Origin of the sequence: Microbispora sp. NBC_01389, assembly GCF_045040095.1 — a bacterium.
GTDB lineage: Bacteria > Actinomycetota > Actinomycetes > Streptosporangiales > Streptosporangiaceae > Microbispora.
The window spans coordinates 4,478,409-4,491,791 of sequence record NZ_CP109552.1 but is presented as its reverse complement, the minus strand read 5'-3'; the positions used below and the strand labels follow the sequence as shown (position 1 = coordinate 4,491,791).

At 71.5% G+C, this 13,383-nt stretch carries 11 protein-coding genes and 1 pseudogene; 4 read left to right on the top strand and 8 right to left on the bottom strand.

The window, feature by feature from the left end; all coding sequences use genetic code 11:
- Window positions 1-7: 7 nt before the first annotated feature.
- From OG344_RS20305 to OG344_RS20295, 3 genes are read right to left on the bottom strand one after another with little or no spacing between them, the layout of a single operon-like run.
- The gene (locus OG344_RS20305; protein WP_405084429.1) at window positions 8-1,702 is read right to left on the bottom strand and encodes a SulP family inorganic anion transporter; all 1,695 of its coding nucleotides are present in this window, start codon (window positions 1,700-1,702) and stop codon (window positions 8-10) included.
- Window positions 1,703-1,725: 23 nt separating this feature from the next.
- Window positions 1,726-2,055 (bottom strand): metalloregulator ArsR/SmtB family transcription factor, encoded by a 330-nt coding sequence (locus OG344_RS20300; RefSeq protein WP_327044885.1) that lies wholly within the window; start codon window positions 2,053-2,055, stop codon window positions 1,726-1,728.
- Window positions 2,055-2,267 carry a DUF3073 family protein gene (locus OG344_RS20295; RefSeq protein WP_405084428.1) on the bottom strand — a complete coding sequence of 71 codons (213 nt, stop codon included), beginning with the start codon at window positions 2,265-2,267 and terminating at the stop codon, window positions 2,055-2,057. Before OG344_RS20295 ends, OG344_RS20300 begins: the two co-directional genes overlap by 1 nt.
- A 221-nt stretch (window positions 2,268-2,488) precedes the next feature.
- On the opposite strand from OG344_RS20295, the gene OG344_RS20290 reads away from it, so the two are divergent.
- Complete coding sequence (locus OG344_RS20290) at window positions 2,489-3,667, top strand: M20 family metallopeptidase (RefSeq protein ID WP_405084427.1); 1,179 nt, start codon at window positions 2,489-2,491, stop codon at window positions 3,665-3,667.
- Window positions 3,668-3,760: 93 nt separating this feature from the next.
- Here the strand turns inward: OG344_RS20290 and OG344_RS20285 are convergent, their stop codons facing one another.
- From OG344_RS20285 to OG344_RS20270, 4 genes are all read right to left on the bottom strand, one after another.
- Window positions 3,761-4,177 (bottom strand): TIGR02611 family protein, encoded by a 417-nt coding sequence (locus OG344_RS20285; protein ID WP_327044883.1) that lies wholly within the window; start codon window positions 4,175-4,177, stop codon window positions 3,761-3,763.
- 63 nt (window positions 4,178-4,240) lie between these two features.
- Window positions 4,241-5,419: an acetate/propionate family kinase gene (locus OG344_RS20280; RefSeq protein ID WP_405084426.1), complete on the bottom strand. Its 1,179-nt coding sequence runs from the start codon at window positions 5,417-5,419 to the stop codon at window positions 4,241-4,243.
- Entirely contained in the window at window positions 5,416-7,485 is a 2,070-nt protein-coding gene (gene pta, locus OG344_RS20275) for a phosphate acetyltransferase (RefSeq protein ID WP_405084425.1), read from the bottom strand. Before pta ends, OG344_RS20280 begins: the two co-directional genes overlap by 4 nt.
- A 215-nt stretch (window positions 7,486-7,700) precedes the next feature.
- Entirely contained in the window at window positions 7,701-10,475 is a 2,775-nt protein-coding gene (locus OG344_RS20270; RefSeq protein ID WP_405084424.1) for a cellulose binding domain-containing protein, read from the bottom strand.
- A gap of 211 nt (window positions 10,476-10,686) precedes the next feature.
- Here OG344_RS20270 and OG344_RS20265 point away from each other — a divergent pair.
- Window positions 10,687-10,974, top strand: a pseudogene (locus OG344_RS20265) (patatin-like phospholipase family protein); the annotation flags it as partial.
- 57 nt (window positions 10,975-11,031) lie between these two features.
- On the opposite strand, the gene OG344_RS20260 reads toward OG344_RS20265, so the two are convergent.
- Entirely contained in the window at window positions 11,032-11,229 is a 198-nt protein-coding gene (locus OG344_RS20260; protein WP_405084423.1) for a DUF2795 domain-containing protein, read from the bottom strand.
- Window positions 11,230-11,416: 187 nt separating this feature from the next.
- Here OG344_RS20260 and OG344_RS20255 point away from each other — a divergent pair, with 187 nt between their 5' ends.
- Window positions 11,417-13,090 (top strand): sodium:solute symporter family protein, encoded by a 1,674-nt coding sequence (locus tag OG344_RS20255; protein ID WP_405084422.1) that lies wholly within the window; start codon window positions 11,417-11,419, stop codon window positions 13,088-13,090.
- Window positions 13,091-13,099: 9 nt separating this feature from the next.
- Window positions 13,100-13,351 carry a hypothetical protein gene (locus tag OG344_RS20250; RefSeq protein WP_327044877.1) on the top strand — a complete coding sequence of 84 codons (252 nt, stop codon included), beginning with the start codon at window positions 13,100-13,102 and terminating at the stop codon, window positions 13,349-13,351.
- The last annotated feature ends 32 nt before the right edge of the window (window positions 13,352-13,383 follow it).

Genomic DNA, 13,383 nt, shown 5'->3' with positions numbered 1-13,383 from the left:
CCGCCTGTCAGGCCCCGCCGCCGAGATCCGCCGTGGTGGTCACGCGGCCGGTCTCCGCGGCGGCCGGGAGGAGCCCGTGGTGGTGCAGAAGGCCGCGGGCGTGAGCGATGGCGGTGGGAGTGTCGGGGAAGATCAGACCGTCGCGGTAGAGGTGGCCGGCGATGCCGAGGGCGGCCAGGACCTGGCCGTGTCCGGGTTTCACGCCGGAGATCAGGACGGTGATACCCCGGCGTTCCATGCGGACGATGGCATCGCCGAGGATCTGGGCGCCGGTGGCGTCCAGGGTGGTGATCCGTGACATCCGCAGGATGACCACGCGGACGTCCGCGACCTCGGACAGTTCGAGCAGGAAGCGGTGGGCCGCGGCGAAGAACAGCGGCCCGTCGAACCGGTAGGCGACGATGTGCTCGCTCAGCAGCCGCTGTTCCTCGGCGCTGTGGTCACCGGCGTCGAGCGGGACCTGGTCGAGCCGGGAGGTCCGGGCGACCGCGCGGAGCGCGAGCACGACGGCCAGGCCGAGACCGACGGCCACCGCGGTGATGAGGTCGAACACGACGGTCACGACGAAGGTCAGGACGAGCACGGCGGCGTCGCCGCGGGTCGCGCGGGCCAGCGCCCGCAGGGAGCCGACCTCGACCATGCGGACGGTGGTGGCCAGCAGCACCCCCGCGAGCGCCGCGAGCGGGATCCGGCCGACCAGAGGGCCGGCGGCGAGCACGATGCCGGCGAGGACGGCGGCGTGGGTGAGCGCCGCCAGCCGGGACCGGGCCCCCGCGCGCACGTTCACCGCGGTACGGGCGATCGCGGCGGTCGCCGGCACGCCGCCGAGAACGGGTGCGGCGAGGTTGGCGATGCCCTGCCCGAACAGCTCCCGGTCGGGGTCGTGTCTCTCGCCGACGCTCATCCCGTCGGCGACGGTGGCGCACAGCAGGCTCTCCAGCGCCGCCAGCGCCGCCACGGCGAGCGCGGACGGCAGGAGCGTTCCCACCATGCCGGGATCGAGGAAACCGAGCGACGGGGCGGGCAGCCCGGCCGGCAGTGCCCCGATCCGGGCGACATCGAGCGAGAACACCTGAGCACCCAGCGTCGCGACCGCGACGCCGAGGAGGGAGAACGGGACACCCGGCCGCAGCCGGGCACCGGCCAGCATCACCGCGGCCACCGCCAGCGCCATGAGCGGCGCCGCCCAGGCCGGATGAGCCGCGAAGTGTGCCACGGCTCCGGCCGCGACCTGCCACACTTTCTCGCCGTCTCCGGCTGTCACGCCGAGCGCGGCGGGCACCTGCTGCAGCGCGATGACCACCGCGATCCCGGCGGTGAAGCCCTCGATGACCGAGGTCGGCAGGAACTGGGCGAACCGTCCCGCCCGCAGCGCGGCCAGGGCCAGGAGAACCAGCCCGGCCATCAGGCCGACCATCAGCACTCCGCCGGAGCCGTAGGAGTGCACGATGGGGACGAGGACGACGGTCATGGCGCCGGTCGGGCCGGACACCTGCAGGTTGCTGCCGCCGAACACGGCCGCGAGCGCTCCGGCGACGATGGCGGTCACCAAGCCGGCTTGGGCGCCGAGCCCGGAGGAGACGCCGAACGCCAGCGCCAGCGGCAGGGCCACCACCGCGACGATCAGCCCGGCCACCAGGTCCCGGCCCGGTGAGCGGCGTGCGGCGGTCCAGTCCGACCGTCCGGGCAGCAGATCCGCCAACCCGCGCGATACTTCCCGGAGGCTCACGTCGTCTGTTCCAGCTCGGCGAGGAGCTCGTACTGGCCGGCCAGCACCTCCGTGAGGATGCGACGCGCCGCGCGCATCATCTCCGACACGTCCGCCCCGGCCAGCTCGTAGACGACGGTCGTCCCGTCCCGTCGTGCGGTGACCAGCCCCGCGCGGCGCAGCACCGCCAGCTGCTGCGACAGATTCGGCGCCTCCACCTCGATCGCGGCCAGCAGCTCCCGGACCTGCTTGGGCCCCTCACACAGCAGTTCCAGCACCCGGATGCGCAGTGGATGGCCGAGCGTCTTGAACAGCTCGGCCTTGGCCTGGTAAAGCGGGACCGGCATCACTCGGCCCCGCCCTCGACAGGAGGCCCGTCCGCCGGTTCGGGTGTGACGACGGCCTCCGTGCGTGCGGCAGGCGTCGCGTCGACGCCCAGCTCCCGCCGCAGGGACTCCAGGTCACCACCACCGCTGTATTTCAAAGCGCGAGCGACCTTCACCTGCTTGGCCTTGGCCCGGCCACGCCCCACAGCCATCGCCTCCTCATCCGCGGACATCGTTGCCATTATAGGCAATTAAGAAACTCTGCAACCATGAGGACGGCCAGATGTACCCGCACTGCCGCGACGGCGGGCCGGCCCGGCGCCGGCCTCTATCTCTGAGCTCCGCCCATCCTCCCGGGACGCTCCGCCGGACCTGTCGGAGAGGACGAATCCGGAGTAAGCGGCCACTAGTGTGAGATGAGCGACATCGACCCTTCTCGCGCGACGGGCGGCCCATGACCCTTCAGGATGACCTCGTCGAGCTTCGCCGCGCCCTGCACCGGGAGCCCGAGATCGGGCTCGACCTGCCCCGGACCCAGGAGAAGGTGCTCGCGGCGCTCGACGGCCTTCCGCTGGAGATCACGACCGGCGAGCGGCTCACGTCGGTGACCGCCGTGCTGCGGGGTGCCCGGCCGGGGCCGGCCGTGCTGCTGCGCGCCGACATGGACGCGCTGCCGGTGCACGAGAGGACGGACCTGCCGTACCGCTCGCGCGTCGACGGCCGCATGCACGCCTGCGGCCACGACCTGCACACGGCGATGCTCGTGGGGGCGGCCCGCCTGCTCTCCGGCCGTCGCTCCGACGTCGAAGGGGACGTGGTGCTCATGTTCCAGCCCGGCGAGGAGGGCCAGGAGGGCGCCAAGCTCATGATCGAGGAGGGGGTGCTCGACGCGGCGGGCGACCGGCCCGTCGCGGCGTACGGCATGCACGTCTTCTCCACCACGATCCCCCGCGGCCTGTTCCTGACCAAGGGCGGGCCCGTGCTCGCCGCGGCCGACACGCTGACCGTGACCGTGCGCGGCAGGGGCGGGCACGGCTCCGCCCCGCACCGCGCCCTCGACCCGATCCCCGCGGCCTGTGAGATCGTGACCGCCCTGCAGACCCACGTGACCCGGACGTACGACGTGTTCGATCCGGTCGTGGTGACGGTGGGGAGCTTCCACGCCGGCACGACCGACAACGTGATCCCGGACGAGGCGCGGCTCGAGGTCACGGTGCGGACGTTCTCGGCCGCCACGCGGGACCGGGTCAGGGAGGGCCTCGTACGGCTGGCCCGCGGCATCGGCGAGGCGCACGGCCTCACCGTCGACTGCGCCTTCGGCATCGGCTATCCGGTCACGGTCAACGACGACGCCGAGGCCGAGTTCGCCGCGCGGACGGTGCGGGAGGCGCTCGGCGAGGACCGGTACTTCCCGCTTCCCACCCCCGCGACCGGCTCGGAGGACTTCTCGTACGTGCTGGAGCAGGTGCCGGGGGCCTTCCTCGTGGTCGGCGCCTGCCCGCCCGGACGCGACCCCGCCACCGCCCCGTCGAACCACTCGGCGGAGGCGGAGTTCGACGACGCCATCCTGGGCGACGGCGCCGCGCTGCTGGCCGAACTGGCGATCCGGCGGCTGGCCCGCCCCGCCGCCTGAGAAGCCGCCCGGCCCCCGCCCGCGAGGGGTCGGGCAGCGGTCGGGCAGCGGTCGGGCACGGGTCGGGCGGCCACGGCGCACGCCCGGCGAAGATCAGCTCAGCAGCTCGCGGGCCTTCTGGATCAGGTCGACGCCCAGAGTCAGCCGTATCGACACCCAGACGATGACGGCCGCGCAGGCGAACGTCAGCGCGGCCGCCACGATGCGGACGAACCAGTTCTGCCGCGTGAGCCAGTCCGTCGCCCGCCTGACCCAGTGCTTGGCGAACTCCAGCACCCGGCTCGCCCAGGCGAACTCGGTGGCCAGCACGGCGAGGCCGGTGAAGACCACCAGCCAGCCCGGCCCCGGGAACGGCACCATGATCAGCCCGCCGACGACGAGGGCGGTCCCGATCACCCCGATGACGATCCGCAGCGTCAGCCGGCCCGCCGGAGTGGCGCGCACCCGGTCCAGCAGCCCCCGCCGCTCCGCCTCTTCCCCACCTGTCCGACTGTTCTCAGCCGTAGACACACGGCTCACCCCCATCCCCCTGCCCACGATAGTCAGCCGGGGCCGCGGCCACGGTCACCGACGTCATCCCTCTTCGAGGCAGGCGGCGGTCTGCTCGGCGATCTCCAGTTCCTCGTTCGTCGGCACCACCAGCACCGTCACCTCGGCGCCCTCGGGGGAGACCACCCTGGCCTCCGCCGACTCGGCGGCGTTGCGGGCGGGATCGACCTCGATGCCGAGCCGGGTGAGACCGGTCGTCGCCAGCGCGCGGACCCGCGCGCTGTTCTCCCCCACACCGCCGGTGAACACGATCGCGTCGACGTGGCCGAGCGCCGCGTAGTAGGCGCCGACGTAGGCGCGCACGCGGTAGCCGTACACGTCCAGCGCGAGCCGGGCGTCCTCGTCGCCGGCGTCGGCCAGCCGCCAGACCTCCCGCATGTCGTTGGCGCCGCACATGCCGAGCAGGCCGCTCTCCTTGTTCAGCGCCGTGTCGACGTCGGCGAGCCCCATCCCGGCGACCCGGGCGAGGTAGGCGGGCAGCGCCGGGTCGACGTCCCCGGAGCGGGTGCCCATCACCAGGCCGGCGAGGGGGGTGATGCCCATCGACGTGTCCACGCTCCGCCCGCCCCGCACGGCCGTCGCGCTCGCGCCGTTGCCGAGGTGCAGCACGATCGAGTTCACCTCGCCGTACGGCCGGCCGAGCAGCGCCGCCGCCCGGCGCGAGACGTACGCCGTGGACGTGCCGTGGAAGCCGTAACGGCGCACGCCGAGCTTGCGGGTCCACTCGCGGGGGACGGCGTAGGTGTGGGCGTGCGGCGGGATCGTCCCGTGGAAGGCCGTGTCGAACACGGCGACGTGCGGCAGCCCGGGGAAGGCCCGCCGGGCGACCCGGATGCCCTCCAGGTTGGCCGGGTTGTGCAGCGGCGCCAGCGGCGCGATCTCCTCGATGGCCCGCTCGACCGCGTCGTCGATCAGGACGGGCGTGACGAACCGGCTGCCGCCGTGGACGACCCGGTGCCCGAGCGCGGTGACCCCGTCGAGCGACGGCCCGTGCTCGGCGAACGCCGCGAGCACGGCCTTGAGGCCCTCCTCGTGGTCGGCCACTCTGCGCTCGACCCGTACGCCGTCGTGGACGAGCGCGCTCTCGTCCTCGCCGATGCGCTCGACGAGCCCGCCGGCCAGACCGGTGCGGGTCGCCATGTCGATCAGGCGGTACTTGATGGACGACGACCCCGTGTTGAGGACCAGGACCTGCGCGCTCACAGCGCCTCCACCCGGGTCTCCTCCCGCGCCTGGGCCTGGATGGCCGTGATCGCGACGGTGTTGACGATGTCGCCGACCGTCGCCCCGCGCGACAGGTCGTTGACCGGCTTGCGCAGGCCCTGCAGCACCGGGCCGATCGCGACCGCGCCGGCGCTGCGCTGCACGGCCTTGTAGAGGTTGTTGCCCGTGTTGAGGTCGGGCACCACGAACACCGTCGCCCGCCCGGCCACCGGGCTGCCCGGCATCTTCGTGCGCGCCACGCTGGGCTCGGCCGCCGCGTCGTACTGGATCGGCCCCTCCACCGGCAGGTCCGGCCGCAGCGCGCGGACCCGCTCCGTCGCCTCCCGCACCTTGTCGACCTCGGGCCCGGCGCCGGACTCGCCGGTCGAGTACGACAGCATGGCCACGCGCGGATCGACCCCGAACCGGGCGGCGGTGGCGGCCGAGGAGATCGCGATGTCGGCGAGCTGGGCGGCCGTCGGGTCGGGCACGACGGCGCAGTCGCCGTACACGAGCACCCGGTCGGCCAGGCACATGAAGAAGACGCTGGAGACGACGCCGACGCCCGGCGACGTCTTGATGATCTCGAAGGACGGCCGGATCGTGTGCGCCGTGGTGTGGGCGGCGCCGGAGACCATGCCGTCGGCCAGCCCGAGGTGGACCATCATCGTGCCGAAGTAGGACACGTCGGTCACGATGTCGCGGGCCTGCCCGAGGGTGACGCCCTTGAGCGCGCGCAGCCGGGCGTACTCCTCGGCGAACAGCTCGCGCAGCTCGGGGTCGAACGGGCTCACCACCCGGGCGCCGTCGACGGCCAGGCCCATCGTGTTCGCCGCCAGCCGGATCTCCCGCTCGTCGCCCAGCAGGGTCAGCTCGGCGACGCCCCGGCGCAACAGGCTGTCGGCCGCGCGCAGGATGCGCGGCTCGGCGCCCTCGGGCAGCACGATGTGCCTGCGGTCGGCGCGGGCCCGGTCGAGCAGGTCGTACTCGAACATCAGCGGGGTGATCGCGGCCGCCCTGGTGACCCGCAGGCTGCGCAGCAGCGCCGCGGCGTCCACGTGCTCGGCGAACACCCCGAGCGCCGTGTCGATCTTGCCGGGGGCGTCGGGGCTGAACCGGCCCTCGGCCTTCGACAGCTTCGTCGCGGTCTCGAACGTGCCGCCCGGTGTCGTGAGGATCGGCAACCGGATGTCCATGCCCTTGAGCAGGCGGACGACCGCGTCGGGCAGTTCGAGCCCGCCGTTCAGGATGATCGCCGACAGGGCGGGAAACGTGCGCGCCTTGTGCGCGGCCAGCAGGCCCGGCACCAGCGCGGCGGCCCGGTCCGCCGGCACGACCACCGCGAGGCCCTCGGTGAGGCGCTCCAGGATGTTCGGCAGCGACATCGCGCCGATCATCAGCCCGCCCGTCTCCCGGCCCAGCTGGGCGGCGTCGCCCATGTAGAGCTCGCCGTCGCAGGCGGCCATCAGGTCGCTGACCGTCGGCGCGGACAGCCGCCGCACCTCCGGCAGCACGTACGCGGGGACGCGGGCGGCCACCTCGTCCACCAGGGCGGGCGCCACCCTCGTGACGACCGTGGCCAGCTCGGTGGCGTGCCGCTCGGCGAGCTCCTTGCGCGACATCTCGACCGCTGTGGCGATCTCGTCGGGCGTGCGGTCGAGACCGGTGACCACGTTCATCACCGGCGTGCCGAGGTTCGCGGCGAGCTGGGCGTTGAACGTGAACTCGGTGGGCGCGCCCACGTCCGTGTAGTCCGTGCCGATCACCACGACCGCGTCGCACCGACCGGCCAGCGCCCGGTAGCGGGCCAGGATCTCCCCGGCCGCGCGGTCCTCGTCGGCGTGCACGTCCTCGTAGGTGACGCCCGTGCACATCTCGTAGGGCAGGCCGATCGCGAAGCGGCTCCGCGCGGTGTTGACCAGGCTGTCCTCGCGGCCCGCCCGGACGACCGGCCGGAACACGCCCACCGTGCCCACCTGGCGGGTGAGGAGCTCGATCATGCCGAGGGCGATCGTGCCCTTGTTGCTCCTCGCGTCGCCGGCCGCGACGTACACCCCGATCGCCATCCGCGCAGTCACCCCTGTGTCCCGGCCACCCTGCCTCTGGGCGGCCCGACGGCCCGCCCAGGCAAATCTACGCGACCGCCCCCACAGGCGTGTTAGCCGTACGTCACATCCGTACCCCCTTTCCCATCGGCCGCAGGTCCTTGGCCGGGGCCACCACGGACGAAGAACGGCCGTACGGGCGTGGGAGTCGCCCGTACGGCCGTCTTGGTGTTATCTCAGGAGGCGGTGCAGGTCAGCGTGGCCGGAACCGCGTTGGTGTTGTTCCAGGTGGCCTGGAAGCCGAACGTGGTGGACGCCCCGGGGCTGAGCGAGCCGTTGTAGCTCACGTTGGCGACCGTGACGTTCGCCCCGGACTGGCTCACCGTGCCGTTCCAGGACTGGGTGATCGTCTGGCCGTTCGCGAAGGCCCACTTGACGGTCCAGCCGCTGATCGCCACGGTGCCGGTGTTCTTCACCGTGACGTCGCCCTGGAAGCCGCCCGGCCACTGGTTGGCCACCGCGTAAGTCGCCGAGCACGACTTGCCGCCCGACGGGGTCGCCGAGGGCGACGGGCTGGGCGAGCGGGACGGGGACGCACTCGGGGACGGGCTCGGGGACGGGCTCGGCGAGGGCGACCTGGTCGGGGACGCCGACGGAGACGGCGAGGGAGACGCCGAGGGCGACGGCGACGCGGACGGGGAGGCCGAGGGAGACGGCGACGGGGACTGCGGGGTGCCGCCCGTGCGGTCGCCGTAGATGACGCCCCGGCCGTTGGTGCCGAGGTAGACCCGGCCGTAGATCCGGGGATCGCCGGTCAGGGCCTCGCCCATGTTGCCGTACTGGTGCTGGTCGTCGTTGATGCGCACCCAGCTCACGCCGGTGTCGTCGGACCGGAACAGGCCGTCGACGCCGTCGACGGTGCCGGCCAGATAGAGCGCCTGGTACGACTTGCCGGGCGCCGCCTTGCCGAAACCGACGTTGATCGAGTCGCTGACGTTCGACAGCTTGGTGAACGAGGCGCCCGAGTTGGTGGAGTGCCACAGGCCGCCGTCCCCGGCCAGCCAGATGTCGCCCTCCTTGCCGGGCAGCGCCTTGAAGTGGACGTCGGTGGTCGGCAGGCCGGTGGCCGCGGTGGCGCTGAAGCTCGCGCCGCCGTTGGTGCTCACGTAGAACTTGCCGCCCGAGTAGGCGTAGAACTTCTGCGCGTTCACCCGGTCGGACTCGACGATCGCGCCCGCCGGGACGCCGGTGGAGGCGCTCCAGCTGTTGCCGAAGCCGACGGAGTAGACGACCTGGATGCCGGGGTCGGCCGGCGACCACACGAAGCGGCTGCCGTCGGCCGCCGCGGCGACCGTGCCGCCCTTGTTCACCCCACCCGGCTCGGTGCCCTGGAACCAGTTGGCCCCGCCGTCGGTGGAGAAGGCGACGTGGCTGTCGTTCGGCCGGTCGGAGTCGGTGAAGTCACCGGCCCGCACCATCACGCTCGGGTTCGTCTCGGCGTAGTCGAGCGAGGTGGTGGAGGTGAAGACGGGCTGGGCGAACATCGTGGACGGCACGGCGTCGAGGTTGGTGTGCCGGAAGCCGCCGATGTCGCCCAGCGCGCTGATCAGCGGGGCGCCGGTCGGCGGGCTGATCAGGTCGAGTACGGCGGTCTCCTCCAGGCCCCTCACCATCGGCTTGATCGTGAACTGGCCGCCGGAGTCCCACTTCGTGAGGTCGGTGGTGCCGTAGATCGTGGCGCCGGTGCCGTACATCATCCGGTCGGAGTTGAACGGGTCGATCTCGACCGACTCGTTCATCCAGCCGAGCTTGGGGGTGACCTCCGGAGGCTGCGGGTTGGTCCCGAAAGTCAGCCACGGCGCGGACGAGATGTCCATCTTGTAGCGGAAGCTGCGGTTGGGGTACGACGTCCAGTCCCAGATGCGGGTCCAGGTCGCGCCGCTGTCGGTGCTCCGGAAGAAGATGGCGTCGGGCCACCAGGAGACCTGCGTGGCGACCATGATCGTCTTCGGGTTCTGCCGGTCGATGGTCAGGCCGCTGTAGCCGAAGTAGTCGTCGCCGCTGCTGGACGGGATCGGGCTGATCTGGGTCCAGGCGCCGGTCGCGGTGGCGTAGCGCCACACGTCGCCCTTGCCTCCGTCGTACGGGCCGCCGGTGTCGCTGGTGGCGATGTAGAGGTAGCCGTTGGCGGTGTCGAGCACGCCCTTGTGGGCGATGTAGCCGGTCGGCTGCCCGGCGACGCGCTCCCACGAGGTGCCGCCGTTGGTGGTCCGGTAGACCGTGTTGCTCTTGTCCGCCACGCCGACGTAGACGGTCTGGGTGGCGTTGCCCGAGGTGCCGGTCCGCTTGTCGAAGGTCACCCAGACGACGCCCTGGTTGTCACCGTTGTAGGCGTCTCCGGGGCTGGCGACGTAGTTGCCGACGTTGGGGAAGTTGGTCACCTTGGCCCAGGTAGCGCCGGAGTCGGTGCTCCGCCACAGGCCGTTGCCGCTGGGCGCGCCGAAGTACAGGACGCTGTTCTTGTTCGGGTCCACCGCGAGGCGCTCGCCCATGCCGCGTCCGGGCATGTTGCCGCCCAGCTTGAACGGCAGCGGGCCGACCTGCCACGAGGCGCCCTTGTTCGACGAGCGGATGATCGCGCCGTTGTTGGGGTCCCAGCTGTTGGTGTACATGCCGACGGCGGCGTACACCTTGTTGGCGTCCACCGGGTCGGGGGTGATGCTGACGACCCCGTTGTAGCCCCAGTTCGACTGGCCGACCCAGTCGAGCAGCGGCGTCCAGGTCTGGCTGGACTGCTCCCACCGGTACGCGCCGCCGATGTCGGTGCGGGCGTAGATGAGGTCCTTCTGGACCGGGCTGAACACGATGCCGGGAACGAAGCCGCCCCCGGCGATCTGCACGTTCTTGAACGTGTACGGATCGGCGGCGACGGCCGACACCGGCGCCATCCTGATCACGGCCGTGGTCAGCGCCACCGCGGCGACCACGAGCAGGGTTGCGAGTCTTCGCATGGACGGTTTCCCCTTCGGGCATGGACAACCGGCCATGCACGATCAGGCGGGGACCCTGACCGTCCTTCTCCTCCGTGCATGGGAATCTGAACGAGAGATTCACACATCGGCCGAAGCGCCGTCAATAGTTTGGCGTCCAGACAAAATCTAAACCGGTTTCACCTAGGGGTCGCGTCCCGTTCGCGCGCAGGCGTGGAACACAATTCCGGACATGACCACAGCTCTCGTGCTGGGCGGCGGAGGTGTCGCCGGGATCGCCTTGGAGGTGGGGATCGTGACCGGCCTGCGCCGTCTCGGCGTGGACCTGGGGACGGCGGACCGCGTCGTCGGCACCTCGGCGGGGTCGGTCGTCGGCACCCTCGTGGCCACCGAGGCCGACCTGGAGCAGACCATCTCCCGCCAGGCCGAGGTGGACACCGGGGCTCGACCAGACCGCGGCCGTCGCCGCCCCGCTCGCCGACGTCTGGGCCTGACACGGCTGACGGCGGCGGCGGAGCCCCTCCGCGCGCCGCCCGCCCGGCCTCGGGTCACCCCGCCTCGGTCACCCTGCCTCGGGTCACCCCGCCTCGCTGACCGCCTTGCTGACCGCGTTGGGGCCGTCGTATTCCCGGTCCGGGATGCGCTCCAGCGCGTTCAGGACGGCGTCGTCGGCGCCCTGGTCCCTGGCCGTACGGATCAGGTCGGGCTTGGCGGCCGGGTAGTCCACGCCCTTCAGGTGCTTCTGCAGCTGGATCGGGTTCGGGGCGTCGGCCATGACCTGTCTCCCTTCGTCCGAGTTGTCCTCACCTGCTCGCCTACCCGCTCGTTCACTCGGCCACGCGGGACCCCGCGGCGGACGGCCGAAACCGGCTTTACCGCGCGCTCACCTGGGCTTTTGTCACGATTGGGTATACGCGAGCCCACTTTGTGAAACGGGGAGGCGTGAGGGTAGCTGGCGTTGCGTGCCTGATGCCCAATTGCTGGCCGCACAGGATCTGCGGCTCGACGTCAACCTCCTGGACTACGTGATCCTCGCCCTGTACTTCCTCGTGGTACTGGGGATCGGCTTCGCCGCGAGGCGGGCCGTACGGACGAGCCTGGACTTCTTCCTCTCGGGCCGCGCGCTTCCCGCCTGGATCACCGGCCTCGCCTTCATGTCCGCCAACCTCGGCGCCACCGAGATCCTCGGCATGGCCGCCAACGGCGCGCAGTACGGCCTGATGACCGTGCATTACTACTGGATCGGCGCGGTTCCCGCGATGGTGTTCCTCGGCGTCGTGATGATGCCGTTCTACTACCGGTCGAAGGTGCACAGCGTCCCCGAGTTCATGCGCCGCCGCTTCAACGGCGCGACCCAGTTGCTGAACGCCTCGACGTTCGCCCTCGCGCAGATCCTCATCGCCGGGATCAACCTGTACGCGCTGGGGCTCGTCATGGACGCCCTGCTCGGCTGGCCGCTGTGGGTGTCCATCATCGTGGCGGCGGCGATCGTGCTCGCGTACATCACGCTCGGCGGCCTGTCCTCGGCGATCTACAACGAGGTCATGCAGTTCTTCGTGATCGTCGCGGCGCTCGTGCCGATCGTGGTGATCGGCCTGACCCGGGTCGGCGGCTTCTCCGGCCTCGGCGAGAAGGTCAGGCAGGGCGTGCTCGGCGAGGGCGGCCTGCACACCTGGGCACAGACCGGCGGCACCGGCAACCCGATGAGCGCCAACTGGATCGGCCTGGTCCTCGGCCTCGGGTTCGTGCTCTCCTTCGGCTACTGGACCACCAACTTCGCCGAGGTCCAGCGCGCGCTGTCGGCACGCAACACCAACGCGGCCCGGCTGACCCCCATCGTCGCGGCGTACCCGAAGCTCGTGATCCCGATCGTGACCGTGATCCCGGGCCTCGTCGCGGTGGTGCTGTTCGGCAACCTCGGCAAGGACGGCGGGCCGACGTACAACGAGGCGATCCCGCTGCTGATGAACGAGTTCCTGCCGAACGGCGTGCTCGGCATCGCGGTGACCGGACTGCTCGCGTCGTTCATGGCCGGAGTGGCCGCCAACATCAGCGGCTTCAACACGGTCTTCACGTACGACATCTGGAAGTCGCACGTCAACGGCGACCACTCCGACGAGTGGTACGTACGGCTCGGCCGGATCGCCACCACCGGCGGCATCGTCGCGGGAATCGGCGCGGCGTTCATCGCGGCGGGGTTCAGCAACATCATGAATTACCTTCAGTCGCTGTTCTCGTTCTTCAACGCCCCGCTGTTCGCGACGTTCATCATCGGCCTGTTCTGGCGGCGGATGACCGCGTGGGCGGGTTTCTGGGGCCTGCTGAGCGGCACCGTCTGCGCCTTCACGTCGTACATCCTCTACAAGACGGGCGTGCTCGACTTCGGTACCGAACTCAACGCGAGCTTCTATGGCGCGGGCATCGCCTTCGTGGTCGACGCGATCGTCTCGGTCGTGGTCACGCTCGTCACCACCCCCAAGCCGCAGAGCGAGCTGCGCGGGCTCGTCTACGGTCTGAGCGACGCGTCCCTCTCGGACGACGCGCTGGCGGGAGACGCCGCCTGGTACCGCTCCCCCGTGATCCTCGGCGCCGGCGCGGTCGTCCTCGCCGCGGCGTTCTACCTGCCCTTCCTGTAGGAGGTTCTGATGGCCGCCCCGCAACGACTCTTCGACATCCGCCGCGTGATCGGTGGTCTGTTCCTGCTGTACGGACTGATCCTCACCGTCACCGGCCTGTTCGACGGCGCCCAGGAGCTCCAGAAGGCGGAGGGCATCCGCATCAACCTGTGGACGGGCATCGCCATGCTCGTGGTCGGCGGCGCCTTCCTGCTGTGGGAGCGCCTGCGCCCGTCCGACGCCCCCGCGCCCTCCGACGCCTCCTCCGGCGACGAGGAGTGAGCGGGATTCCCTTCGGGACGCGAGGGCCGCGG